Here is a 26,404-nt window from a genome sequence, read left to right on the forward strand (position 1 = left end):
TGGCTCCAAGATGATTGTCTTGCTAAAAATGTGAGCTATTTTTTGATCGCAATGCGAATCAGCGCAAAAAATAAGCCTAAAAACCCCGCCAGAACGGTACCCGCCACCGCAATCAGCTTACGATTGGGTTTGATAGGTATGGTTGAGGCCACGGCCGGCTGTATTAGGGAGGCCATTCGGGCAATTGGGAAGTCGACTAATAGGTTAACCAACTCGGATTTTTGGGTAATCAGTTCGTCATAGTTGGGGATGTAAATAGTGTCGTTTTGTCGGGCTTTTAACGCTGCGATCTTCGGATCGGCAGACAATTGCGTGAGTTTAAGCTCTATGGCGGAAGATTCTGCGACATAGAGGAGGTCATCAGTTCGGGCAGCTAGCATATCCCGCTCGCCAATGAGCAATCGGGTTCCCTGGAAATAAAGCGGTTGGGCTTCCGGGGCGCCAGACAGATTATTTAGAAACTGTGCGTTGGCATTAGTAGGGCGAAGGCTTTCCCAAGATATGGGCTCGATGATCTTTAAACTACTGGCTGTCTTGATGGCTTCTTCCAATTGGGCGATACGCATGAGTCGGTTGGTCTTAGCCTGCTGTTCGAGTAGGTTTAACTGCAATCGCAACGCATCGCGGGCTAGACTGTTTGCGTCTTCTAAGCGTGTAATTTCAGCCAATCGACCCTGTTTAGCGGCTTCTTGGAGTCCTTTTAGCTGCCTTTCAATCTGACGGATCTGATCGGTCTTACGGGCCGCCGCATCATCCTTAAAGGTTTCTAATGACGATGCCAAGGCTTTAATGGCCAAGGTATTGACGAATTCGGCGGCCTCTGCTGCATTGGCTGAATCAAAGCTGATATTAACTTCTTTGAAAGGCGATCGTTGTTGGTCCGGTAAATTGTAGAACTCGCGTTCAATTCGGGTGATCGATAGGTCCCTGGTGATGGTGCTGAATAGCTCGTTAGGGGTTACAGTGGAATCTAAGCCAGAGAGCCGGAGCAGCTCACTCTGGTCAAAAACGGCACGTTGATTTTTGATCGAAAACAGACTCTCTACTACCTTTTCCATGGCCTTTTCGCTATCAATCGGCACCAGTGTTTGGTCAACCATGGCCCCCAGCTCGGCAATAGATGGCGCGGCCAAAATGGCCTCTACACGATAGATAGAGGTTTGCTGTAAGGCAATCACAACGCTTGCCACGGCGCCCAAGAGGGTGACCGCGGTCACCAATTTCCATTCACCAATCAGCTTACGCAGTAGTTCGCCGAGATCTATTTCATCGGAATTTTGGGGCCGCAGGTGGATCAGGTCTTGTTGGTTGGTGTCCATAAGCTCAAGGAAGTCCTCAAAAGAAGTTTATAACAAGTTGATAAGATTCAATTAGTGCGATTGTATGACACTGGTTATATATGACAATCTATTAATTGCCACCCAACCCTGTATTATTCGCTCTTGTCGCAGCCAATGTTAACCCAGATAGCCAATAAGGACCTAAGATGGATCTCACCTGTTTCAAAGCCTACGATATTCGGGGCGAACTCGGCGCTGAGCTGAATGTAGATATCGCCTACCGCATCGGCCGCGCGTTTGCGACCTTTCTGCAGCCTAAAAAGGTGGTAGTCGGTTGGGATGTGCGCGAGACCTCGCCGGAGTTAAAGGATGCCTTTGCGCAAGGCGTGCTGGATTTTGGGGCCGATGTGATCGATCTGGGCATGTGCGGCACCGAGGAAGTCTACTTTGGTACCACGTTTTTGGCCGCCGAGGGCGGTTGTATGGTCACGGCCAGCCACAATCCGATCAATTACAATGGCATGAAGATGGTGCGCGATAACGCCAAGCCGATATCGGCCGATACCGGTTTGGCCGATATCCGCGCCATGGCCGAATCCGGCAACTATGGCGAGAAGGCCGAGACGCCGGGCACGCTGACGCAGTTGGACAATCGCGCCGCCTATGTTGAGCACCTGATGACCTATCTGGATGTCGCTAACCTGAAGCCGATGAAGTTGGTGGTCAATGCCGGCAATGGCGCGGCCGGCCCGTCCTTGGATGCCATTGAGTCGGCATTATTGGCCCTGGGCGCGCCGATTGAGTTTATTAAGATACATCATGCACCGGACGCCACCTTTCCCAATGGTATTCCCAACCCGCTGTTGCATGAGCAGCAGCCGGTCACCGGTAAGGTCGTTAAGGACCATGGCGCCGACCTTGGTATCGCTTGGGATGGCGACTTTGACCGCTGCTTTCTGTGGGATGAAGACGGCAATTTTATCGAGGGCTACTATATAGTTGGCCTACTGGCGGAAGCCTTCTTGGCCAAGCAACCGGGTGCCAAGATCGTCTACGATCCGCGTTTGGTGTGGAATACCGTCGAAATCGTCGAGGCGGCGGGCGGGGTGCCGATTCAGTCGGTCTCGGGTCACACCTTTATTAAGGAGCGGATGCGCAAGGAAGATGCGGTCTATGGCGGAGAGATGAGTGCGCATCACTATTTTAGAGACTTTGCCTATGCCGACTCGGGCATGATCCCCTGGTTATTGATTATCGATCTGTTGAGTCGTAAGCAGACCACACTGAAGACGCTGGTCGAAGATCGCATGGCCAAGTTCCCCAGCCCGGGTGAGATCAATAGCAAGGTGGCCGATGCCGATGAAGCCATGTCGCGCGTCTATCAGGCCTATAAGCCCGATGCCATTGGCGAAGACCGAACCGATGGCTTGTCGCTGGAGTTCGCACAATGGCGTTTTAATCTGCGCAAATCCAATACCGAGCCGGTGATTCGGCTAAATGTCGAAACGCGTGGCGATAAGGACCTGATGGATGAGAAAACTCAGGATCTATTGGCGTTGATTCGGCAGTAGATTTTGGCTAAAGGTAATGGTTTTTAAGGAACAATACCGCCGAGGGTTTGGGCACCTCTGCGGTGTTGTTTATCCAGATCGAAGCGATCGATCTTGTCTTAGCAGTCGTATTCAGGCATTACCTCATGTTAATATTGAATTCTAATCATTTTGAGCATCATATCCAGGCAATGCTTTTCCGGAACAGGATTCTGGATTTACTTAGAAAGCACAATGTATTTACTTCTTTTTTTACTTTTCATTTCAGGTTCATTATAAGATTTTTTAACTCACAAACTTGGAGTCAAAGCATTGATAGATGTATTAATTACTGGAGGAACAGGCTTTATCGGTCAATCGTTGGCTAAAAAATTGATTGGCGATTCTAAATATAACCTACGGTTTTTTTCTCGAAGAAGTGTAGGGCTTCCTAACGAATTTTTTGGTGATATTAGTAATGTTCAATCCATTAAGAAGGCACTTTCTGGCGTCGAAGTAGTAATACATTTAGCAGCCCTTACTCCTGATTTAAAGAAAAAAACAAATAAGAATTCAGATGGTTTTCATAAAATAAATCATCAGGGTGTCAGAAATTTAGCTCAATGTGCTGCCGAGGCTGGGGTAAAACGGTTCATATTCCTAAGCAGCATTAAAGTGAATGGTGAATCAACTGAAAATAGGGCACCTTTTTTACCATTTCAGGCTGACCCTAAGGATATGTATGGGCAGTCTAAATTCGAAGCAGAGCAACTTCTTTTTGATTTGGCCGTTGAAACCCAAATGGAGATCGTTATAATTCGCCCCCCATTGGTTTATGGCGAAGGTGTAAAAGGAAATTTTGCTTCATTGGTTGAGGTCGTTAGAAGAGGTATACCTTTGCCGTTTGGTTTGTTGCACTCTAACAGAAGAAGTATGGTATCTGTTTATAATTTGGTTGATCTGATTATTAATTGCATCAGTAATTCTAGGGCTGCCAGTCAAATCTTCTTAGTTTCAGACGACGAGGACCTATCGACTGCTGGTTTATTAGTGCACCTGGCATCAGCAATGGGAAAAAGGCTATGGCTATTACCTGTACCTATTTGGTTATTTCTAATTATTGGCAAATTAACGGGTAGATCGTCAATGGTCGACCGCTTAGTTGGTTCACTCCAAGTCGATATTCAGCATACCAAAGATTTATTAGATTGGGAGCCTCCGTTTAGTGTTTCTGAAAGTATAAAATTAACACTTGAATCAACTTTCGCTGATAAAGAATAAGCCTGTTTGCCACAATATCTGTTACAAGCTTCGCAGTTTTCCATCCCGAATCTGCACTAGGTGGTAAGTGATATGTAATATTATTTATGGTTTGACGCGAAGCTGGTTCAGGATGCTAAGTGGTCGGGTTGATGAGCAAAAGAATTAGTTTATAGTTTCATGGTTTTTTTACGGAATTATATTGTGGGTTAAAAATAAATCTAAATTTATTTAGAAAGGTGAGGTGATCCTTGTTCAGGTTTTTTGATTTGGTTTTTTCTTTTTGTGGTTTAGTAATTGGTCTTCCAGTTTTATTAGTTATTTTTTTACTTGGTCTGTTTGATACGGGTTCCCCAATGTTTCGACAAGAACGCGTAGGCAGAAAGAAGAATTCATTTGTTCTGTTGAAATTTCGTACAATGGAAATTGAAACGAAATCGGTTGCCAGTCATTTGGCTAGTGCGTCATCAATAACCAAAATTGGTGGTTTTTTGCGTAAATCGAAATTAGACGAGCTGCCTCAGCTTTGGAATGTATTAAAAGGCGAAATGAGTCTTGTAGGGCCGAGACCAAACTTACCCAATCAGAGTGATCTTCTAGAAGCGAGGGACGTTCTTGGAGTGTACGAAGTACGCCCCGGAATCACGGGGCTGGCACAAATTTCTAACATTGATATGTCTACACCAGAATTATTGGCAAAAACAGATGCAGAAATGATAGCCTCATTAACCCTAACTACCTACTTTTATTATATATTCTCTACTTTCGCAGGCAAAGGGACGGGAGACCGTGTTATTAAATGAAAATTGGGAAATTTAGATGAAAGTAAGGCTAACTGCAAAATACTCAAATCTCAAGCGCAACCAAAAAAAATGGATTATGGTGGCAGCAGATATATTACTGGTGCCGCTAGCATTGTGGGTAGCATGGGGCCTTCGCCTCGGCGATTTTTGGCCGGACATTTCTTTAATTGGTTTCTGGTGGTTGTTTCCAGCGATTGTACCGGTCGCAATCCTTATTTTTGCCAAGCTAGGTTTATATCGCGCCATCATCCGATACATTGGAAGCCAAGCGTTATTTGCCATCGTCAAAGGCTCGAGTTTAATGGCGCTGGTTTTATGGAGTCTGGTTTTCTTATCGCGTGAACCTGGATTTCCTCGATCTATTCCCATTATATTTGCAATGGTGCTTTTGTTGTTTATCGGTGGAAGTCGGTTGTTTGTTCGTTTTTTGTATCAGTGGGTCAATACTAATTTCTCGAGTAAAGAGGCCGTTGCGATATATGGTGCTGGTGATTCTGGAATTCAATTAATTACTGCGTTACAAAAAGGTAAAGAGTACATACCCGTAGCATTTTTTGATGATAATCCTCAATTATGGCAACATTTTTTACACGGCGCCCCCATATTCGATCCAGCCAAAATAGCTGAGGTGCTGGCAGATTTTAAAATACAGCGTGTTTTGTTAGCCACGCCAAGAGCAACAAAAAAAGAACGGAAACTAATACTTGATAAGTTAGAGCCGTTCGCAGTGCATGTGCAGACCATTCCATCCGTATCCGATATTGTCTCAGGAGCAGCCTCAGTTGACCAACTCCAAGAAGTTGAGCTTGACGACCTACTAGGAAGAGACCCCGTGCCCCCAATGCAAGAGCTATTTGACGCTTGCATTAAAAACAAGGTGGTTATGGTGACTGGTGGTGGCGGTTCCATAGGCTCTGAACTTTGTAGACAGATTGTTAATGCAATGCCAAAAAAGCTCATTATTTTTGAGCAAAATGAATACTCTTTGTATCTTATTGAGCAAGAGCTAACAAACCTAGTCTCGAGTTTAGATTTTGATGTTCAAATTATTCCGATCTTAGGCTCTGTTACTAATGCTAATAAGTTAGGTGCTGTATTCAGCCAATACTCGGTAAATACCGTTTATCATGCTGCAGCGTATAAACATGTGCCATTGGTTGAGCAAAATGTGTTTGAAGGGATACGCAATAATATAATTGGGACTAAAGTCGTTTCCGAACTTGCTCATTTACACAAAGTTGAACGATTTGTACTAATTAGTACCGACAAGGCCGTGCGCCCTACTAATGTAATGGGAGCAAGTAAACGTTTCGCTGAACAGTTGATTCAGATTTTAGCCCAAAAATCAGACACCGTTTTCTGCATGGTACGTTTTGGAAACGTGTTGGGCTCTTCGGGTTCTGTGGTTCCGAAATTTCGTAAGCAAATTGCACATGGCGGGCCCATTACAGTTACACACTCTGAAATAACTCGATACTTCATGACAATCCCTGAAGCCTCGCAGCTTGTAATTCAGGCCGGCGCCATGGCACTAGGAGGCGATGTGTTTGTGTTGGATATGGGTGACCCGGTCAAAATCATAGATCTAGCTCGTCGTATGATCGAACTTAGTGGTTTTGACGTCAAAAGTGATGATCATCCTGATGGCGATATAGAAATTATATTCACTGGCTTGCGGCCTGGCGAAAAATTATTTGAAGAGCTTTTAATTGGAGATTCCGTTACCGGCACAGAACACTCTAAAATATTGCGAGCAAATGAGGTGTTTGTTGAGGAAGAGGTGGTTTTAGAAGCATTGAGGCAGTTAGAGAAAGCTGAGGATAGATTAGATGCTGAGGCAGCGCGCACTATATTGCAATCAGTGGTAAGCGGCTTCAAACCGAACTCAGCTCTAGTTGATTTGTTGGATAAAAGACCAGTTTAACTCGTCAAACTTACTGTTGCTCCACCATCTCAGAACCGTATTTGATGGAGCGTCACTATGTTTTTGAGAATAAGTCCCGAGTTAATGGAATTCTAAGTTGGACTTTCTCATCACTAAGTTTCCGACTGCAGCGATAGCAGGTTTCGCTAAAGCCCACGGCAGCCTAGGCTAGTCGGATACTGGCTTTCTTTTGTGCAACAGCGTTTAGAGCTGCAAAGCCTATAGAGAAAATGTCCATCCGAAATCCTCTCGGATTAAATCTACAGTTCCCCATCTTCCATTCGCGAATAAACATAGATCATCGCCCGGACCATATCCTCACACTGGGTGGCGTTGAGGCCCTCGGTGTCCATAATCCAGCGGCGTTGGTCGTCTATATCGAAGCTATCGATCTTGTCGTAGCAGTCGTATTCCGATACCACCTCGTATTCGCATTCCTTGTCGAGCACATTGAACATCAGGTCCAGGCAGTATTGGGCCAGAATCGGGTCTTGGCAGTAGAGCTCGCCGCGCTCGAAGTCGTGTTGCCATTCTTTTAGTATGTCTTTGACCGACTCACCCTTATCGAGCAAGTCTTGCAGCGGCGGTGCATCGGGGCTGTATTGGCCCATTTCAAAGTCGATCAGCCAGTCTTCCTCTGGGCGCACCAGTACGGTCTTGTATTGGCCGTCGGGCAGGGACCAGGCGATGGCATAGGGGTAGCCAGTTTCGACATCGGTGACTTCAAAAGCGATAAAGGTTGGGATATTCATGGGCAGGCAGGCTGTAAGATTGAATAAAGGCGGATGATCGCACGAATCGGGCGGGGCTTCTAGCGCTGACCGAGCTCAGCCGCTGCAGGCGGATCGACCGGGCTGTGCTAAGATACCGACAAATTTTAGAGCAACGTCCCTATGTCCGACAGTGATGAGCGCATCAGCCGCGATTTTTTCGCCCGAGACCCCGATGAACAGGCCGATTTCCTGCACAATACCTGGTGTAACACCTGCCGAGAAATTGACTTGGGCATGGTGCATCCGGTCGAATACGAGCTCTTGGAGCGGATCTTTATCGAAGGGCAGTGTGCGGTGTGTGGCGAGCCGTCCATTACCGAGCTGGTCGAAGGCGATGAAGATGACCCGGACGAGGATGCGCAGGAGGGCGAAAGCATCGACCTGGATGCGGACTCCAACGCATGATACCCGAGTTAGAGGTAATCTTTGAAGACGAGTGGCTCTTGGTGGTCGATAAACCGCCCGGCCTGCTGATGCACCCTTCTTGGCTGGATCGGCACGAGACTGACACGCTGGCCCGCCGGGTGAAGACCTATTTGGCCGGCCAGAATCAGTTCGGCAAGGTGCATACCGTGCATCGGCTCGACCGCCCGACCAGCGGCCTGGTGATTATTGCCAAAACCGATACGGTCGCGCGGCACCTGGCCGAGCAGTTTCGCGCTCAGTCGGTGCAAAAAACCTATTGGGCCATCTGCCGCGGTTTTGTGCCCGAACAATTGGCCGTGGACTATGCCCTGACCGAGCAGTTGGATAAGATCGGCGATAAGTTCGCCGCCAAAGCGCCGGAAGCCCAGTCAGCCCAAACCGATTTTCGCCGTCAGGGCTGTGCGGAATTGGCCTTGCCGGTCAGTCGCTATGCTCAGAGCCGTTATTCCTGGGTGGTCTGCAGCCCCCACACCGGCCGTAAACATCAGATACGGCGGCATTTAAAGCATATTCGCCATCCGATCTTGGGCGATACCAAGCACGGCTGCCGCCACCATAATAAGGTGGCCTTGGCCGAGCTGGGGGTGACCTCGTTGGCGTTACGGGCAGTGAGTATCGGCTTTCAGCACCCGGTCACCGACCGTTGGCTCGAGGTACAAGCACCGCTGACCGAACTCTGGCGCCAATGGTTGGTGCGCTTCGGCTGGCGTTAAGAGATCCATAAATAACCTGTATTACCGGTCCTGCCGCGCACATAGTTGCCGTCGCGATAAGGCCCGGGTAAACAATCACAGCCATTCAATCCATTGGAGAAGTAGATGCACGGTCATTCGGGTGGTTCAGAACCCTCAGATAAGGTAAAGCCACTCGATCTAGGTTTGGTCCTGCGTTCCCTCTGGCCTTATCTATGGGCATTTAAGGGGCGAGTCGGCCTGTCGCTGGTGTTTTTGGTGCTTGCCAAGCTGGTTTGGGTGGCCATGCCCTGGACCATGAAGCATATAGTCGACGGGCTCGATAGCGCGCAGAGCCAGCTGATTGCGGTGCCCTTTCTGTATCTGTTCGCCTACGGTTTTTTCCGCTTCGGGTCGGTGGCCTTTTCGGAGATACGCGATGCCATCTTCTCTCGGGTTACCGAGCGCGCGACGCGCTTAGCCTCATTGCAGGTCTTTGAGCACTTGCACCAGATGGACTTGGAGTTTCACCTGAGTCGGCAAACCGGCGGTATCAGCCGCGATATAGAGCGCGGCACCAGCGGCATCCATTTCTTATTGCGCTTCTTGGTGTTCAACATAGTGCCGACTTTGCTTGAACTGGGCATGGTGACTGCCATTCTGGTGGTGGCCTTTAATGTTTGGTATGCGGTGATTACCCTGTTTGCCGTGGTGACCTTTATCTTCTTTACCGTGCTGACCACCGAATGGCGCAACAAGTTTATCCGCGAGGCCAACAGCCTCGACAGCCAGACCAGCACGCGCGCGATCGACTCGTTATTGAATTTTGAAACGGTCAAGTACTTCGGTAATGAGGCCTGGGAGGCCCGAGAGTACGATAAAAATCTCGCCGTCTGGGAGACCGCGCGACTCAAGAACCGCATGTCGTTACTGGCCCTCAACACCGGTCAGGCCGCCATTATTGCCGTGGCGCTTACTTTTATGATGGTCATGGCGGCCCAGGATGTGGTCGCCGGCACCATCAGCATCGGCGATCTGGTGATGATCAACGCCTACACCATTCAGATATTCCTGCCGCTGAATTTTCTCGGCTTTGTTTATCGAGAAATTCGCCGTGCGCTGACCGATATTGAAAAACTCTTTGGCCTGCTCGATAAGAAACCGCGCATTATCGATGCGCCGGGCGTGGCCGAGCTGAGCATGGGACCGGGCGCCATCTCGCTCAAGGATGTGCGTTTTGGTTATCATCCGGAGCGGGAGATTCTCAAGGGTATTAATCTCGAGATTGCGCCGGGCACTAAGGTGGCCCTGGTCGGTGGCAGTGGGGCGGGCAAGTCGACCTTGGCGCGCTTACTGTTCCGTTTTTACGATACCGACAGCGGTGCCATCCTGTTCGACGGTCAGAATTGTCAGGCGGTCAGTCAGCTGTCGTTGCGCCGGGCCATCGGCGTGGTGCCACAGGACACAGTATTGTTCAACGACACCATCTTCAATAACGTCCGTTATGGCCTGCCCGATGCCAGCGATGAGCAAGTCTGGCACGCCATTCGTATGGCCCATCTGGAAGCCTTTATTCTGTCCTTACCCGATAAGGAACATACCCGGGTCGGTGAGCGCGGTCTTAAGGTCTCCGGCGGCGAGAAGCAGCGCATCGCCATTGCCCGAGTGTTGCTCAAGAACCCGCCGATTCTGATTTTTGATGAGGCCACCTCGGCGCTCGATTCTCATTCCGAACAGGCGATCTTGACCGCTATGAATGAGGTGGCGCAAAATCGCACCACGGTGGTGATCGCCCATCGATTGTCGACCATTATCGATGCCGATGTTATCGTCGTGATGCAGGACGGCCAGATTGCCGAGCAAGGTCGCTTTAATGAGTTGCTGGCGCAAGACGGGGTCTTTGCCGGCATGTGGCATCAACAGCAGCAGCGTGATGGCCAGGCCGTCTCGATTTGACGCCATCGCCACTCCGCCATGCCAGCGGTCTGGGTCGGTCACGGCACGACTGGCTGAATGCGACCAAGGCACTATAGAACTCACGACCAAATGAGATAAGGTTGGGCCCCATGACAGATCAACTCTTAAGCACACACAAGACCGGCGCCCTGTGGCAGATCCGCTTGGATCGTCCCAAGGCCTTAAATGCCTTGAATCTGGACCTGCTCAAGCAACTCGACGCGGCCCTGGCCGCCGGATTTGCCGACCCTGAGGTCAAAACCATTTGGCTCGATAGCCAAGCCGCGCGCGCATTCTGTGCCGGTGGCGACGTTAAGGCCTTAGCCCTGGCGCTGATCGGTGAGCCCACGGACGATGCCAAGCGCCAGCTGGCGACTCAGTATTTCGAGCTGGAATACGCCATTGACCTGCTCATCGAGCAGAGCCCGAAACCGGTCGTGGTCTTTGCCGAAGGCATTACCTTCGGCGGCGGTTGGGGTCTGTTTGCCGGTGCCAACCTGAAGCTGTGCAGCGACAGCGCAACCTTTGCCATGCCGGAAATTCAGATCGGTCTGTACCCAGATGTCGGCGCGGCGCATTTTCTGCAACAGGGCGACTGGCGCCTGGGGACCTTTTTGGCGATCAGTGGCATCACGCTCAGCGCCGCCGAGGCACTGGCGCTCGGTTTTGTCGATGGCCTGATCACGCACGACTATGCCCAGTCATTGCAACGGCAGTTGAGCGCGGGCTTGGCGCCGAGTGAACTGGATATACTGTCGGTCGATCCGCGCATCGAGCCGCTCTATCAGCAGTGGCACAGCGCCCTGCAGCTCTTGCCGAAGACCGGCACCCTGAGTGATTGGCTGGTGATTGCCGAACAGAACAGTCAGCTTGAGCCCTTTGCGCGCGCCATCGACAGTTGGGCCACCGGCTCGGCCTGGTCGATCGCCCTGACCTGGCAGCACTTCAGCCGTCAGCGCGGTAAAACGCGGGCCGAAGTACTGGTGCAAGAGCTGGTGACCGGCGCCAATGCCTGCGCGTATCCGGAGTTTGTCTTGGGTGTGCAGGCTAAGCTGATCGATAAGTTGCCGCGCGCCGACTGGGCCTATAACCGGGTGGAATCGGTGCCCATTGACGAACTGAACGCCGTGTTAGCGACGCCACCGATCGCCTAGGCTAAGACTCGCAATCAAGGCATTTCGCCAAGGCGACGAGCCGTGCCCAAGCCAATAAAACAGCACTACTTAAGCCAATAAAACAGCACTACTTAAGCCAATAAAACAGTACTACGAAGCAGAGCAGAGACCTATGGACCTAAAGGCTAAACACATCGCTATCACCGGCGCCGCGCGCGGCCTGGGTTTTGCCATCGCACAGGCCTTGCAGGCCAAGGGTGCCGTGGTGTCGGTGATCGATATTGATGACGAGGGCGTGCGCCAGGCGGTGGCAACCCTGTCTGCAACCGGAGTCGCCTACGGCTATAGCGCCAATGTCGCCGATGAAGCCTCGGTGGCGCAGCTCTTTCAGCAAATGCAGGCCGATCATAGCCAGCTCGACGGTCTGGTCAACAACGCCGGGATTTTGCGTGATGGGCTCTTAGTCCGAGTCAAGGACGGTGAATTGACCAAAATGTCCTTGGCGCACTGGCAGTCGGTGATCGATGTCAACCTGACCGGTGTCTTCCTCTGCGGTCGTGATGCGGCGGCTTGGATGGTCAGCGCTAAAACACCGGGCGTGATCGTCAATATCAGTTCCATCTCGCGCGCTGGTAATCTCGGTCAGTCCAATTACAGTGCCGCCAAGGCCGGGGTGTCTGCGCTTAGCGTGACTTGGGCCAAGGAACTGGCGCGCTATAACATTCGGGTCGCCGATGTCGCACCGGGCTTTATTGCCACTGAGATGACCGCGAGTATGAAAGACGCGGCCAAGGAGCGGGTCAGCGCCATGGTGCCCTTGGGGCATTGGGGTCAGCCGGACCATATCGCCCAGGCGGTAAGCTTTATTTTTGAAAACGATTATTACTCCGGCCGCACCCTAGAAGTCGATGCGGCTTTGCGGCTCTAGCATTGCCCACACAGCCTTGCGGCTCTAGCATTGCCCACACAGCCTGGCGGGCTAAAACCCGGTCAGGGCTTGGCTCAAAACCATTAATCACAGGAGTGAATTTCAGTATGATCGAAGTCGTTATCGTTGCCGCCAAACGCACCCCCATGGGGGGCTTTCAGGGCATTCTGAGTCCCTTAACGGCGACCGAATTGGGCGCCCAGGCGATTGCGGCCAGTTTGGCCAGTATCGGGCTCTCCGCCGGCGAGCCCGATGAAGTCTATATGGGCTGTGTGTTGCCGGCCGGCTTAAAGCAGGCCCCGGCCCGCCAGGCCGCGATCAAGGCGGGCATTTCCGACTCGGTCCCGACCACCACGGTCAATAAGGTCTGTGGTTCCGGGATGAAGAGCCTGATGCTGGCGGCGGACCAGATCCGCACCGGGGCGATCCAATCGGCCGTGGCCGGTGGCATGGAATCGATGTCCAACGCCCCCTTTATGCTCGACAAAGCGCGCGCCGGTTACCGCATGGGCCATCAGACGGTCTATGACCATATGTTTTTAGACGGCTTGGAAGATGCCTTCGATGGCAGTGCCATGGGCGTGCACGCCCAGGGCACCGCCGATGACCGGCAGATCAGCCGCGAGCAGATGGACAACTTTGCGCTAGAAAGCCTAACCCGAGCGCAGCGCGCCATCGCCGAAGGCCACTTTGCCGCCGAAATTGCCCCGGTGACCCTGACCACCCGAGCCGGCGAGGTTCGAGTCGATACCGACGAGCAGCCGGCGCTGGCACGTCCGGACAAGATCCCCCAGTTACGCCCCGCCTTTACCAAGACCGGCACCATCACGGCCGCCAATGCCAGCTCGATCAGCGATGGCGCCGCGGCTTTGGTGGTCATGAGTCGAACTCGAGCCATGGCGCTAAATTTACCGATATTGGCGACCATCAAGGGTTACGCCAGTCATGCCCAGGCGCCGAGCGAGTTCACTTGCGCCCCAATCGGTGCCATGACCAAGGCTCTGGCCAACGCCCAATGGTTTGCCGACGATATCGAATTGGCGGAAATCAACGAAGCCTTTGCCATGGTTACCATGATGGGTATGGCGGACATGGGCTTTAGCCATGAGATTACCAATATCAGTGGCGGCGCCTGTGCCCTGGGCCATCCATTGGGCTGCTCGGGCGCGCGCATCGTGGTCACCCTGTTGCACAATATGATTCGCCTGGATAAAAAGCGCGGCATCGCGGCTTTGTGTATCGGTGGCGGCGAAGGCACGGCCATCTGTTTGGAGCGCTAGTCTGCCGCTTATGCGCCCTGCCAATCCGGCAGGGCGCATAAGCCAAGGCTAATTGAATAGGGGGGTTAAATCGAATCGATGCCCCCAGTTTAAAATGAACCAAATCTAAGGAGCTCATGACCATGCTCAATATCAGCTGCGCCGCCTGTACCACCCTCAATAGAGTGCCGAAAGAACGGCTCATGGATAAGGCGACCTGCGGCCGCTGCAAAGCGCCGCTGTTTTCCTTTCGGCCGGTGGCGGTGACGGAGCAAAACTTTGCCAAGGTGGTGCTCAAAACCGATTTGCCGGTGGTGGTCGATTTTTGGGCCAGCTGGTGCGGTCCCTGTGTGCAGTTTGGCCCGATCTTCGAACAGGCTGCGGCGAGTTGGGAGCCCAGGGTCCGCTTTGTCAAGGTCGACGCCGACAGTGCTCCGGGCCTGTCGCAGACCTATGGCATCCGCTCTATTCCAAGCCTGCTCCTGTTTCACCGCGGGGCGGTGGTGGACCGGCAAGCCGGCGCCATGCCGGCGTCGATGTTTGATCAGTGGTTGGAAAAAAAGGTCGCCGATCTGGGTGGTTGAGGCGAGGCATTGCGTGCGCTCGCAGCGGGCTAGGCTTGCCAGCTCTTATACTAACGTCCGATAGGCCGAGAAACGCCGGGTCGCTACACTGATCTGCACAATAATAAGAACTTTTGGAGCCCTACGCCATGTCCGAGCCTATGATGACCTTCCCGTTGAACACCAGCGATATTCTCAAGTCGGCTGCGCTGCGCTACCCGGAACAAGAGATCGTGTCGATGCTCGCGGATCTGAGCGTGCATCGCTATACCTATGCCGATGCCTATAAACGCGCCTGTCGTGTGGCCAATTTCCTCGCCTCGGCGAACCTGAGTCCGGGGGATCGGATTGCGACCCTGGCGGTCAATCATTATCGTCACTTTGAACTTTACTATGGCATTACCGGCCAGGGCCTGGTGGTGCACACCCTCAATGCGCGGCTCTTTGTCGAGCAGCTGCAATATATTATCAATCACGCCGAAGATCGCTGGATCTTCGTCGACCCGGAACTGTTGCCCATTCTAGAAGCCTTGGCCGATAAGATTCCCAGCGTCACTCGGCTGATCGTCCTGTGTGCGGCCGAACAGATGCCGCAGTCGAGCCCGCTCAGTCTGGAATGTTATGAGACACTGATCGCCGCCCAGTCCGATGAGGCAGTCTGGCCGTCCTTGCCGGCCAATACCCCCTGTGGCCTGTGCTACACCAGTGGCACCACGGGCAACCCCAAGGGCGTGCTCTATACCCAGGGCTCGATGGTGCAGCACGCCATTCTCAGCGGTGGCAGTCAGGCCTTGGATTTTGACGAATGGTCGGTGGTCATGCCGGTGGTACCGATGTATCACGTGGTCGCCTGGGGCATTCCCTTCTCGGCGCCGATCTATGGTGCCAAGCTGGTGTTTCCGGGCTGTGCCTTAACCGGCGAAAACCTACAAAAGCTTATTGAGACCGAACAGGTCAATCAATCCTATGGCGTGCCCACGGTCTGGTTGAACCTGCACAATTACTTGCAACAAAGCGGTAAGAGCATCGAGTCCTTGGCCATTGTCGGGGTGGGCGGTGCCGCCTCGCCCACGGCCATGGTCAAGAGCTATGCCGAACTCTATGACGTTTACTGGATGGGCATCTGGGGCATGACCGAAACCTCGCCGCTGGCGACCACGGCCAACCTGACCCCGCAGATGGATCAGCTCTCCGATGAGGACTGTTATGCGCTGCAAGCCTCGGCCGGCAAACCGATCTTCGGTGTCGAGATTGACATCTTTGATGCCGCCGGGCGTGTCGTGACGCACGACGGGGTCACCCGCGGCGAGCTGCGCGTGCGCGGGCCTTGGGTGTTGGCGTCGTACTTCAAGGGCGAGGGCGCCGACAGCTTTGTCGATGGCTGGTTTATTACCGGCGATATCGCCGTGATCAATGCCCAAGGCTATATGAGCGTGGTTGACCGCACCAAGGATGTCATCAAGTCGGGCGGCGAATGGATCAGCTCGGTGGAATTGGAAAATGCCGCGCTGGACTATCCCGCCGTCAACGAGGCCTGTGTGATTGCCGCCCTGCACGAGAAATGGGATGAGCGGCCGGTGATGCTGATCACCCTGCGTGCCGGTCAAGATTATGATGAGGCCGCCCTGCGTGCCATGTTGCAGCAACGGGTCGCCAAGTGGTGGTTGCCCGATCGCATCGTGGTGGTGGAGTCCTTACCCCATACTGGCACCGGCAAGTTACGCAAGATGGATGTGCGCGATGAATACCGGCGTATCCTGCTGGCCGACTAGCCTGGTCTGCAAAAAGAAAACATAGCCGAGCAATCGGCGCTCCGGTAAGGTAGGGCAGGGCCTTAGGGCCCGTTTTTGTGTTCCACTAATGTATCTGAGATCGAACCCCCCGATGCTGACTCTGCCCTTTTTCATCACCATATCCCTGCTCTACATCGCCTTGCTGTTTGGCATTGCCTTGCTGGGCGACCGTCGGCCCATTCCGGCGCGCTGGCACCCTTGGGTCTATAGCCTGTCGTTGACGGTGTTCTGTACCAGCTGGACCTACTATGGCGCCACGCAGCAGTTTGCCGCCAACGGCTGGTATTTCTCCCCCTCGCATATCGGCACCATCTTGCTGTTCGTGTTTGGCTTTGCTTTTTGGCGCAAACTGATTCGGGTCGCCAAGCAGGAGAATGTCACCACCATTTCCGATTTTATCGCCAGCCGCTATGGCCACAGTCGCGCGGTCTCGGTCCTGGCCGCGTCCATCAGCCTGATTGGGGTGATCCCCTATGTCGCCTTGCAGCTTAAGGCGGTCTCGGTTAGCTTTGATATAGTCTCCGGCACGCAATGGCAGTCCGATGCCTGGTTTAGCGATTCGGCGCTCTACGTCTCGCTGGTTATGGCCGGCTTTGCGATTCTCTTTGGCACTCGCCATCTGGACACCTCGGAACATCATCCGGGCATGATGTTGGCCATTGCCTTTGAGGCGGTGGTCAAGTTGCTGGTATTTTTGTTGATCAGCGTGTGGGCCATCAATGTGGTCGGGGGTGGCATGGTGCAGGTCTTAACCGACACCCTCAATTCACCCAAAACGGCCGTGATGATCGGCGGTTTTGATAAGACCTATATCTACACCACGCAAATATTGCTCGGGGTGATGGGTATCTTCGCCTTACCGCGTCAGTTTCACGTCGCGGTGGTGGAATATCAGACCGAGCGCGATATCCTCAAGGCGCGTTGGGTGTTTCCCCTCTATTTGGTGATTTTGAATTTGCTGATCGTGCCCCTGGCCTTGGTCGGCATGCTGCATTTTTCCACCAACACGGCCGACCTGGAATATCTCATTCTTAAGCTCCCGCTGTCGCTGGGCCGCGATGATCTGGCCATCCTGGCGTTTCTCGGCGGCATGTCGGCGGCGACCTCGATGGTGATTGTGGCGACGGTGGCGCTCAGTACCATGTTGTCGAATGAGATCATGCTGCCGCTGCTGATTCGCCTGAAGTGGTGGCGCGCCGACTCGGAAAACATGGGTCGCAATGTCTTGCATCTGCGCCGTATTGGCATTCTGATGATTGTCATCAGCGCCTTCTTCTATTACCGCCTGATCGTCGAATACGAGGGTCTGATTGCCATCGGCCTGATCTCCTTTGTCGCGGTCGCGCAATTTGTGCCGGCCCTGGTACTGGGCCTGTTTTGGACCGGGGTTAATCGAACCGGGGCCATCTGGGGCCTGTCATTGGGCTTTATCGCCTGGTTTTATACCCTGTTGCTGCCGCTCTTTGCCCGAGCCGGCATTATTCCGGAGGTGATTGCCGATGCCCTGTTCGAGCTGTCGATCTTCAATCCCTATGCCCTGTTTGGTCTGACGGGCCTGGACCCAGTGGTGCACGGCACCGCCTGGAGCCTGGCGCTCAATGTCTTGGGCTTGCTGTTGGGCTCGGCTTACGGTCACGAGTCGTTAAAAGACCGGCTGCAAGCGTCGCGCTACGTGCATCACTCCAGCAATGAGGTCAAGGTGGTCTCGCAAACGCGCCATATCAGTGTCGGGGACTTACACGCCCTGATGGGCAAGTTTATCAATAAGGAAAAGCTCCAGCTGCTGTTCGACGTCTATGTGAACCCGTTAAACGGCCGCCTCCTGGTCGATGATGATGCCGACAATGAGCTGCTGCATCAGGCCGAACGCACCCTGGCGTCGATCTTAGGTGCTCCGGCGGCACGCTTGCTGTTTGAGCAGATCGAAGAGCAGCAGGGCATGACCTGGCGCGACGTTAACAGCATCGTCGATGAGGCTTCTCAGGTCTTGAAATTCAACCGAGATCTATTAAATTCCGCCCTGCAATCGATCAATCAGGGCCTGAGTATCGTCGATCACGAGCTCAATATAGTGGCCTGGAACCAAACCTATCAGCAGATGTTCGAATACCCGGAGGAGCTCTTGTCGATCGGCCGGCCGGTGGAAGACTTGATTCGTCACAATGCTTTTATCGGCGAGTGCGGCCCCGGTCTGGTCGGGCCATTGGTCGACAAGCGCTTGGGCCATCTGCATTCTGGCGTACCCTACAAGTACGAGCGTAAGCGCCCCAATGGCACCTTCCTGGAAATCCAGGGTCGACCGATGGCCGATGGCGGCTATATCACGGTCTATACCGATATCACCGAGCGCCGGCAAATTGAGGATCAACTGCGACTGAGTAACGACCGGCTCGAGGAGACGGTTAATCGACGCACCGCGGCACTGCAGCTGTCCAATGTCGAGCTGGAAAAGGCCAATAAGAACAAGGTCCGCTTTCTCGCCGCGGCCGGTCACGATCTGGTCCAACCGCTTAATTCGGCGGCCCTGTTCTCGGCCAGCTTGCAGGCTAAGTTAAAGCGCAACAATGGCGATCCGGCGCTGATTCGCCTCGGTAATCAGATTGAGCAGTCGTTGCACTCGGCGGAAAACCTATTGAACGAGTTGCTTGAGATCTCCAAACTCGATTCCGACATTATTCAGCCGTCGATCGCGACCATCTCCCTGTATGACATGTTGCGCTCGTTGAGCGTGGAATTTGGCGTGATCGCCGAGGAACGGGAGGTGCGGCTCAAGGTGGTCGACTGTTCGATCTATCTGCGCACCGATGGCCGCCTGTTGCGCCGGATTCTGCAAAACCTGATCAGCAATGCGATCAAATACAGTCTGCGTGGCAAGGTGCTGGTCGGCGCCCGACGGCGCGGTAACCTGTGCTGCATCGAGATCTGGGATACCGGTCCGGGTTTGACCACCTTCCAGTCTAAGGCCATCTTCGATGAGTTTTATCGGGTGCCGGAAATCGTCTCGATCGAAAAAGGCCTGGGCCTGGGCCTGGCCATCGTCAAGCGCATGTCCTTATTACTGGACCATCCCATCAGTATTCAATCCGAACTGGGTAAGGGCAGTTGCTTCCGACTGTCGGTGCCGGTCGGTAAGAAGCCCGCGCCCCAAGCCAAGGTGATCGAACTCGACAACAACCGACAGAATGCCTCGCGCATCCTCTGTGTTGATAACGAAAAGATGATTATCGAGGGTATGAAGAGCTTGATTGGCGAATGGGGCTATACCGTTGATGTCGCGCTCAACGAAGCGGCGGCCGATAGCCTGATCGAGGCGCATCTCCCGGATCTGGTGATCATCGATTACCATCTCGATGATGCCCAGACCGGTCTCAATGTGGTCTCGTCGTGGAAAAAGGCTTGGCTCAAGGATACCCCGGTGATCATCATCACCGCCGATTACAACGACGCCGTCCGCCTGGCTACCAAGAGCAGCGGCTTCTATCTGTTGAAAAAGCCGGTTCGGCCGATGCAGCTTAAGGCCTTGATCGAACAGGCCTTGATCCGCACCAAGCAATGACTCAGCAATCCGTTCAGCGTTGATATACGTAACCTAAGGCTATTAGTGAGTCAATTTAGGTAGGGAAAAATGCTTAGCAGTCCATGGTTTGAACAGGTTATTGACGGCATCAAGACTGACGCTTATCTATATTGGGTGCCAGAGATAGGCGTTATATCCGTGTACGACGATAATTTGTACGATCGTAGCGATTCAGACATGTTATCGCCGGGCATGAGACGTCACGTTGCGCATTTTTTAAAACAGTTTGGTTGTCATCAAAAGCGCGGCACGTGCATCGACGCGCCGGACGCATTGGGCCAGTTTTGGCTCTCAAAGCCATCAGTTGCCTTGGCTGCATCACCCTATGATGCCACCCGGTATCTACCTCGTGAGCAGGATGACATCTATATTCTGACCCCCACTCAGGCATCGGCCTATTTACTCGACCACTTACCCTTGGAAGCGGCCGTCACTGCTATTGAGACGTTAGGCGCGCAGCAACCGATGAATGTTGGTAAATTAGAAGATTACATGCCTGAACATTTTGATAAGCCAGTCTATCGGGGTGCGCTTAATTATTTATACACCCAGCAAAAAGCGGTGAGCGTGCAGCCGAGAATGAAGTTCAAACGGGCCCTGGGGAACTTCTCATAGGCTATCAGCGAGCTTTTGTGAGTCTCGGGCTAAAACTGAAAAGTCCTGCTAAATCAAATATTTATACCTTAATTTGTGCCACAACACTGGACGCCGATTAAAGCGGCGATTACAATGGGAGCCGTTCTCAAGCAGAACATCCAATGTGCGCCCGTAGCTCAGCTGGATAGAGTAGGTGGCTTCGAACCACTTGGTCGGGAGTTCGAATCTCTCCGGGCGCACCACTGTTAAACCCCTGTAATACCCCTTTTTTAGTCTGAACATAATTCGATTAGCCGCTATTGCTCTGAGTTTAATAGTTGCCTTCGGTTTAAGAGATGCATTCGGTTTAATAGATGCCTCTAGTTTGGCAGGCGTCTTAAGTTCTATAGGCCTCCTTGTCTGACTGAGTCCGCTCTGTTAGCCAAGTTGAGACCCTCTGTCGGTTCTGCGCGCGAGGCGAAAGTGTTGAAACACGCTGTTCAGCAGCTATTTGAAATGCGTCTGGCCCGCTCCACTAAGGCCTTTACGGCCCGTGGCGGTCGAGTGCAGCGCTGTGACCAGTGCCGGATCGATCGCCAGTTCTGTATCTGTACCCTGCGGCCATCGGCCCCATCCAACGCGGCATTTTTATTACTCTATTACGACGATGAGGTGTTAAAACCCTCCAACAGTGGCCGACTGATCGCAGATCTGTTCTCCGACACCTTCGCCTATATCTGGCAGCGGACCGAGGCAGAGCCGGCTTTGCTGGCATTGCTAAAGGATCCGATCTGGCGGCCGATAGTGGTGTTTCCGCAGGAATATGCCACGCCCGAGCGCGAACTCTGCCAACCCGAGGCCCTGAATCTGGCCGGTCGGCGACCGCTGTTTATCTTGTTGGATGGTTCTTGGCGTGAAGCAAAAAAAATGTTCCGAAAGAGTCCATATTTGGACGGTTTTCCAGTATGGTCGGTGACCCCTGAGGCGCCGTCGCGTTATCAGGTGCGAAAGGCCGCCAAAGAAGTGCAATTGGCGACCGCGGAGGTTGCCGCCATGCTGTTGTCTGAGTTAGGCGAAACGGCTAATTCAGCCCTGCTGCATGCCTGGTTCGACCTGTTTAGCTACCGCTACCAAATGGGTGTTAAACGCGTCAACCGAGGCGATGCCGGGGCAGAAGCCCGCCTAGCGGCGCTAAGGCAATAGAGCATATTGCCAGTAGGACCCCTTTTTTTAGATAGAAGCCCAACGAACTGTTGGATTTTTTGTAATCGAAAAACGCCAGACCTGTCGAGCCATTAGAGGATCGTCGTCCGTGCGTGTACTGGAGAAAATGTTCAATGAAAGCGTTACTTGTTTTACTCTCAACTCTGCTGCTGTCCGTCGCCGCGTTGGCCAATGAGGGCATGGCCGAGACCATTAACCTGACTCATCATTGGGCCGGCTATGCGGCCATGTTCGTGTTCGTAGTAGCCTATCTGTTGGTGATTTTTGAAGAGCAGTTGCATTTGCCCAAATCCAAGCCGGTGATGATTTCAGCGGGTCTGATTTGGATTCTTATTGCCGTTGCCTACATGAACGACCACGCCGGTGGCGCCATCAAGGAAGGTATTCAGCATAACTTCTTGGAATACGCGGAGTTGTTCTTCTTCTTATTAGTCGCCATGACCTATATCAATGCCATGATGCAGCGCGGTGTGTTTCAAGCCCTGCGCGGTTGGTTGATTGATAAGGGCTTTAGTTATCGGCAGCTGTTTTGGCTCACCGGCATCTTGGCCTTCTTCATTTCGCCCGTCGCCGACAACCTGACCACGGCCCTGATTATGTGTGCCGTGGTTATGGCCGTGGGCCAAGACAATCCGAAATTTATTGGCCTATCCTGTATCAATATAGTCGTTGCCGCCAATGCCGGCGGTGCTTTTAGCCCCTTCGGTGATATCACCACATTGATGGTGTGGCAAAAGGGTATGCTGGAGTTTGGTGAGTTCTTCGCGCTCTTTATTCCGTCCGTGGTTAACTTTGTTATTCCCGCTGCGATCATGCATTTTTCGTTGCCGATCGGCACGCCGGCCAAGCCCGCCCCGAGTCATGATGTCAGTGATATCATGCTGCCGGGTGGTTTAGTGATAGTAGGTCTGTTTATTCTGACTATTATCACCGCGGTGAGCTTTCATAACTTTTTCCATATCCCGCCGGTCTACGGCATGATGTTCGGTCTGGGCTATTTGAAAATGTTTGGTTATTACCTGAGCCGTCGTTCACGCAACTGGCGCGTCAGTGAACTCAACCCACCGAGCGATAAGATCGAAGACCCCTATGAATTCGATGTCTTTGCCAAGGTGGCTCAGTCGGAGTGGGATACGCTATTTTTCTTCTATGGTGTCATTATGTCGGTCGGTGGTTTGGGCTTTATCGGCTACCTGGCGCTGGTCTCGGAAAGTGTTTATGTCGGCCTGGGGCCAACTTACGCCAATATATTGGTCGGTTTTATGTCGGCCATCGTCGACAACATCCCAGTGATGTTTGCCGTGCTGACGATGAATCCGGAAATGTCCCACAGCCAATGGTTGCTGGTCACGCTGACCGCCGGCGTCGGTGGATCGATGCTGTCCATCGGCTCCGCCGCGGGTGTCGCCCTGATGGGTCAGGCTCGAGGCAGCTACACCTTCTTCAGTCATTTGCGCTGGTCGCCGGTGATCATGCTCGGCTATTTCGCCAGTATCTGGGTGCATCTGTGGTTGAATGGCTAACGCCACGCTCAGACCTATCGAGCTGACCCAAAAAAAACTCCCGTTGAACGGGAGTTTTTTTTTGCCTATCGATTGCCTTTGGCTTAGGGCAACTTGCCTGTGGCCTAAAGTGCTGAACTTAGCCATTAGATTGCAGGTAAAACTGGAACATGCCGGCGAATAGGGCAGGGTGCTCCTGTTCAAAAGCCTGCCAATGACTCAGATCGACCATACGCGGGTCATCGGGGAAGCGTTGGCCGTAATCAGCCCTGACGCTTTCCGGCACCACAAAACCCAAAAATTCCAGCTGTTGCCGTTCAATCATGGCCTTCAGTTCTAGGGGTTCATATTGGAATTCATGAACATGAAAGAGCAGATCGCGGCAGCCACTTAACGAATAGAAGTCTTGGCTGCTTTTCAGTCCAGAAAAGTCGTACGGCATCTTTCCTTCTAGAATGGCCTGGCGCAACGTTCGAATACCCTCTGCCGTGGGCGGCAAATCGTAGCGCGTGATAAGGTCACGCATTTGACGCACCACTTCGCGCGCTTGATAGCTATAAAGCCCCAGCTTGATCAGGCCTTTTGGTGCTAAGCGGGCCTTAAGCGCCGCCAGACCCTGGTCTGGGTTTTTCATATGGTGCAACACGCCGGAGCACTCGATGACGTGAAATTGCTCATCGAGCTGGTCCAGTTCCAAGATGTCACAATTGAGAAAGCGAATATTGCTAATCTGATGTTGCACAGCCATGCGTTTGGCATAGGCTAATGACCGACTACTCAAATCGATCGCCAGTACTTCCGCGTTACGGAAGTAACGCGCCACCTTGAGGGCGTGTTGGCCAGTGCCCGCGCCGGCGATGAGAAACTTCACCGAACCCATGTTAAAAAACTCAGGCGCGCGAAAGCCGATTAGCTCGGTTTCCAGCGCTCGACCATAGTTGGTCGGCGTGTTGTAGCTCAGATGTAACCAACGAGGGTAGGGGTTCTCTTCATACTGTTGTTTGACGCCCACTGAGATGCTGTCACTTATGGGGCCAAGTTTTTCTATGGTCGCCATCAGCTGGACTTCGGCTTTGGCATTGACCACTACATGTTGAATGAGTCGCTTCGCATGGGCTGGCCAGTCGGTCAGATTTTGGTTGCTCAGACGATCGATGCCGGGCACCGTGATAAGAGGTTCATACATAGCATACAGGGTAAATAGAGGGGCTGAGTCATGGGTTTTGTTGGTCGGCGATAGCAGTACCTCGGTTAGCAGGCTAGCCAACTTATTAACGAGAGTCTTTTCATCCGCGTCGTACTGATAAACCTGCTCATTATGTTCTGAATGCAGCGCTAATCGGCCAGCCAGTTTTAGCAGATGCTGGTCCTTATAGGAACCATCTATACAGTTCAGCAAAACGTGTTTACGCAGCAGCGTGATGAATTTTTCTATTTCATCGTTGATAAAATAGAGCTTTCCCAATGCCAAGTTTAACATTTGATCTTTCGCCAAATCCTGCAAGTCGATGACGGCATTGGCATCATTTAAGGAGTATTTATGAATTAGTAGCGACATGACCAGAGGTGCAAGGGCTTGAAGGTCCATATTCTTAACCTTTAACCAGCGGATTACATCGATCTCAAGATCGGGCTGATAATAGTCGGCCTGGATGTTCTTCAGTATTTCAAATAATTTGGCCTGGACATGATTGTCGAGTGGATTAGTGCGGAAGAGTGTTCGGTAAGCCTGAAACGCTTCGACTACCTGTCCTTTGCGAGCTAAGGTATAGGCCAAAGAGGTCTCGGCACGGGTTTGATTCGGGGCAATAGCTAAAGAGCGCGAAAAGCATTCCAACGCGCTGTCATAGTCTTTTGTGGCCAGGCCGAGATGGCCCATAGAATACCAACAACCGGCGTCTTCGGAATTGAGCGTAAGAGCATCTTTTAGGTATTGAGCGCTAGCATTATAAAAGCCCTCATCTAGAGCGATACGAGCCAATAGATTAAGAGCCGTCACCTCTCTCGCTTTATCTTTAAGCAAGCGGTTAGCATAATCTTTGGCAGCTCCTCGATGGGTAACGGTTTGTTCATTTAAGGTACGAGCATTAATACTCTTATCATAGTGAAACAGGGCGAGACGTTCGAATTCTTTCCATTCACGATTGGTCAGGTCCGTGGTATTTGATGCAAGCCCTAACGGCTCACACTGCCAGACGTCTGCTTGTTTGAGTGCCTTAGTCATAACGGATCCTGCTTTCTGATGATTGGAGTTGCCGCTTTTTGGTTAAGCGGCAAGGCTTAACCGAAAAATAGCAATAGTAGCTCCTGCCCGAAGAATAACAGCAATGGCCGTGCCAGTATGCCCAAAGCCCCGAAATACAAGGCTCCTGGCCCGATCAGGGCACAAAGTAGAGGCCGGCCGCAGCGGACATGAAAAAAAGGTCTAAGATAAAGAAGCAATCAGTCGATAACCTTATCAAGCCAAACAGAATGGCTCTAATTCGGATTTCAAATTTAAGGGGTGGCGTCATGTACGCGCAGGGAATTAAAGAATACCAAAAGGTTAGTACCCAGACTTCGATCGTGGATGCGGACCCGCATCGCCTTGTGCAATTGCTTTTTGAAGGCGCGACCTCGCGCATTTCCGCAGCCAAAGGGCATATTGAGCGTAAGGAATACGACAAAAAGAGCAATCAGATCAATTCGGCGATTAATATCCTCGGCGGACTGCAAGAGAGTCTTAATTTTGATGCCGGTGAGCTGGCCTACAACTTAGAACGACTCTACGACTACCTCATTCGGCGGCTGTTTGAGGCCAATATCCGCAACGACATCGGAATGTTGGAGGAGGTTAATGGCCTGCTAATGCAGATCAAGAGCGCTTGGGATGAAATCCGCGATCAGGCTTTACAGACTATGGGCAACCAGCGGCCCGCATAAAAATGTGGGGTTGGCGTGCTAAGAGATACCTTGAGATCGTTGGTGCCCATTTTTGACTATTGGTATGGGCATCAGCGAGCGCCCTAGAATAGCCCCTATAAATATGGCATTAGATTTATGGCATTAGATTTATGGCATTAGATTTATGGCATTAGATTTATGGCATTAGATTGGCGTTCGGTTGGCCTTACTTTACCCGCGCTCAAAAATCGCCGATATCATTGTTTTGGTCGATCCGACGGCTGTTTTTTGTCACTATTGGCAATGGTGTCGATCAGGCTGATAGTATTATCAACTTGTTTTATCAGATCGGCATTTCTTAA

Annotated in this window: 20 protein-coding genes and 1 tRNA gene; 18 read left to right on the forward strand and 3 right to left on the reverse strand. The window is 52.4% G+C overall.

What is annotated here, in order from left to right:
- Nucleotides 1–35: 35 nt before the first annotated feature.
- Nucleotides 36–1,319: an LPS O-antigen chain length determinant protein WzzB gene (locus tag REIFOR_RS07480; protein ID WP_100256962.1), complete on the reverse strand. Its 1,284-nt coding sequence runs from the start codon at nucleotides 1,317–1,319 to the stop codon at nucleotides 36–38.
- A 167-nt stretch (nucleotides 1,320–1,486) separates the two neighbouring features.
- On the opposite strand from REIFOR_RS07480, the gene REIFOR_RS07485 reads away from it, so the two are divergent.
- The 4 genes from REIFOR_RS07485 to REIFOR_RS07500 all read left to right on the forward strand — a co-directional run bounded on the left by REIFOR_RS07485 (nucleotide 1,487) and on the right by REIFOR_RS07500 (nucleotide 6,796).
- Nucleotides 1,487–2,851 carry a phosphohexomutase domain-containing protein gene (locus tag REIFOR_RS07485; RefSeq protein ID WP_100256963.1) on the forward strand — a complete coding sequence of 455 codons (1,365 nt, stop codon included), beginning with the start codon at nucleotides 1,487–1,489 and terminating at the stop codon, nucleotides 2,849–2,851.
- A gap of 291 nt (nucleotides 2,852–3,142) precedes the next feature.
- Nucleotides 3,143–4,090: an NAD-dependent epimerase/dehydratase family protein gene (locus tag REIFOR_RS07490; RefSeq protein ID WP_227003794.1), complete on the forward strand. Its 948-nt coding sequence runs from the start codon at nucleotides 3,143–3,145 to the stop codon at nucleotides 4,088–4,090.
- 230 nt (nucleotides 4,091–4,320) lie between these two features.
- Nucleotides 4,321–4,872: a sugar transferase gene (locus REIFOR_RS07495; protein WP_100256964.1), complete on the forward strand. Its 552-nt coding sequence runs from the start codon at nucleotides 4,321–4,323 to the stop codon at nucleotides 4,870–4,872.
- A 16-nt stretch (nucleotides 4,873–4,888) separates the two neighbouring features.
- Complete coding sequence (locus REIFOR_RS07500; protein ID WP_100256965.1) at nucleotides 4,889–6,796, forward strand: polysaccharide biosynthesis protein; 1,908 nt, start codon at nucleotides 4,889–4,891, stop codon at nucleotides 6,794–6,796.
- A gap of 260 nt (nucleotides 6,797–7,056) precedes the next feature.
- Here the strand turns inward: REIFOR_RS07500 and REIFOR_RS07505 are convergent, their stop codons facing one another.
- A complete protein-coding gene (locus tag REIFOR_RS07505) occupies nucleotides 7,057–7,548 on the reverse strand; it encodes a hypothetical protein (protein ID WP_100256966.1) in 492 nt (163 codons plus the stop codon).
- A gap of 141 nt (nucleotides 7,549–7,689) precedes the next feature.
- Here REIFOR_RS07505 and REIFOR_RS07510 point away from each other — a divergent pair, with 141 nt between their 5' ends.
- From REIFOR_RS07510 to nhaD, 13 genes are all read left to right on the forward strand, one after another.
- Complete coding sequence (locus tag REIFOR_RS07510) at nucleotides 7,690–7,974, forward strand: hypothetical protein (protein ID WP_100256967.1); 285 nt, start codon at nucleotides 7,690–7,692, stop codon at nucleotides 7,972–7,974.
- Complete coding sequence (locus REIFOR_RS07515) at nucleotides 7,971–8,708, forward strand: pseudouridine synthase (RefSeq protein WP_100256968.1); 738 nt, start codon at nucleotides 7,971–7,973, stop codon at nucleotides 8,706–8,708. Before REIFOR_RS07510 ends, REIFOR_RS07515 begins: the two co-directional genes overlap by 4 nt.
- 105 nt (nucleotides 8,709–8,813) lie before the next feature.
- Nucleotides 8,814–10,622, forward strand: a complete 1,809-nt coding sequence (locus REIFOR_RS07520) for an ABCB family ABC transporter ATP-binding protein/permease (protein WP_100256969.1) — start codon at nucleotides 8,814–8,816, stop codon at nucleotides 10,620–10,622.
- A gap of 110 nt (nucleotides 10,623–10,732) precedes the next feature.
- On the forward strand, nucleotides 10,733–11,776 hold the full coding sequence (locus REIFOR_RS07525) for an enoyl-CoA hydratase/isomerase family protein (RefSeq protein ID WP_100256970.1): 1,044 nt from the start codon (nucleotides 10,733–10,735) through the stop codon (nucleotides 11,774–11,776).
- Between the two features lie 133 nt (nucleotides 11,777–11,909).
- Complete coding sequence (locus REIFOR_RS07530; RefSeq protein ID WP_100256971.1) at nucleotides 11,910–12,665, forward strand: SDR family oxidoreductase; 756 nt, start codon at nucleotides 11,910–11,912, stop codon at nucleotides 12,663–12,665.
- Nucleotides 12,666–12,772: 107 nt separating this feature from the next.
- Nucleotides 12,773–13,945 carry a thiolase family protein gene (locus REIFOR_RS07535; RefSeq protein WP_100256972.1) on the forward strand — a complete coding sequence of 391 codons (1,173 nt, stop codon included), beginning with the start codon at nucleotides 12,773–12,775 and terminating at the stop codon, nucleotides 13,943–13,945.
- A 122-nt stretch (nucleotides 13,946–14,067) separates the two neighbouring features.
- Nucleotides 14,068–14,508 carry a thioredoxin TrxC gene (trxC, locus tag REIFOR_RS07540; RefSeq protein WP_100258725.1) on the forward strand — a complete coding sequence of 147 codons (441 nt, stop codon included), beginning with the start codon at nucleotides 14,068–14,070 and terminating at the stop codon, nucleotides 14,506–14,508.
- Between the two features lie 128 nt (nucleotides 14,509–14,636).
- Nucleotides 14,637–16,259, forward strand: a complete 1,623-nt coding sequence (locus tag REIFOR_RS07545) for a long-chain fatty acid--CoA ligase (RefSeq protein ID WP_100256973.1) — start codon at nucleotides 14,637–14,639, stop codon at nucleotides 16,257–16,259.
- A gap of 112 nt (nucleotides 16,260–16,371) precedes the next feature.
- Nucleotides 16,372–19,836: a PAS domain-containing hybrid sensor histidine kinase/response regulator gene (locus tag REIFOR_RS07550; RefSeq protein WP_158524321.1), complete on the forward strand. Its 3,465-nt coding sequence runs from the start codon at nucleotides 16,372–16,374 to the stop codon at nucleotides 19,834–19,836.
- A 159-nt stretch (nucleotides 19,837–19,995) separates the two neighbouring features.
- Nucleotides 19,996–20,472: a hypothetical protein gene (locus REIFOR_RS07555; RefSeq protein ID WP_145980258.1), complete on the forward strand. Its 477-nt coding sequence runs from the start codon at nucleotides 19,996–19,998 to the stop codon at nucleotides 20,470–20,472.
- A 147-nt stretch (nucleotides 20,473–20,619) separates the two neighbouring features.
- Nucleotides 20,620–20,696, forward strand: a tRNA-Arg gene (locus REIFOR_RS07560).
- Nucleotides 20,697–20,919: 223 nt separating this feature from the next.
- The gene (locus REIFOR_RS07565; protein ID WP_227003795.1) at nucleotides 20,920–21,636 is read left to right on the forward strand and encodes a tRNA-uridine aminocarboxypropyltransferase; all 717 of its coding nucleotides are present in this window, start codon (nucleotides 20,920–20,922) and stop codon (nucleotides 21,634–21,636) included.
- A gap of 134 nt (nucleotides 21,637–21,770) precedes the next feature.
- Nucleotides 21,771–23,180 carry a sodium:proton antiporter NhaD gene (nhaD, locus tag REIFOR_RS07570; RefSeq protein WP_100256977.1) on the forward strand — a complete coding sequence of 470 codons (1,410 nt, stop codon included), beginning with the start codon at nucleotides 21,771–21,773 and terminating at the stop codon, nucleotides 23,178–23,180.
- Nucleotides 23,181–23,298: 118 nt separating this feature from the next.
- On the opposite strand, the gene REIFOR_RS07575 is transcribed toward nhaD, so the two are convergent.
- Complete coding sequence (locus tag REIFOR_RS07575) at nucleotides 23,299–25,383, reverse strand: class I SAM-dependent methyltransferase (RefSeq protein ID WP_100256978.1); 2,085 nt, start codon at nucleotides 25,381–25,383, stop codon at nucleotides 23,299–23,301.
- A 287-nt stretch (nucleotides 25,384–25,670) separates the two neighbouring features.
- On the opposite strand from REIFOR_RS07575, the gene fliS reads away from it, so the two are divergent.
- Entirely contained in the window at nucleotides 25,671–26,081 is a 411-nt protein-coding gene (gene fliS, locus REIFOR_RS07580; RefSeq protein ID WP_100256979.1) for a flagellar export chaperone FliS, read from the forward strand.
- Nucleotides 26,082–26,404 lie beyond the last annotated feature (323 nt).

This window comes from Reinekea forsetii (assembly GCF_002795845.1).
Classification (GTDB): domain Bacteria; phylum Pseudomonadota; class Gammaproteobacteria; order Pseudomonadales; family Natronospirillaceae; genus Reinekea; species Reinekea forsetii.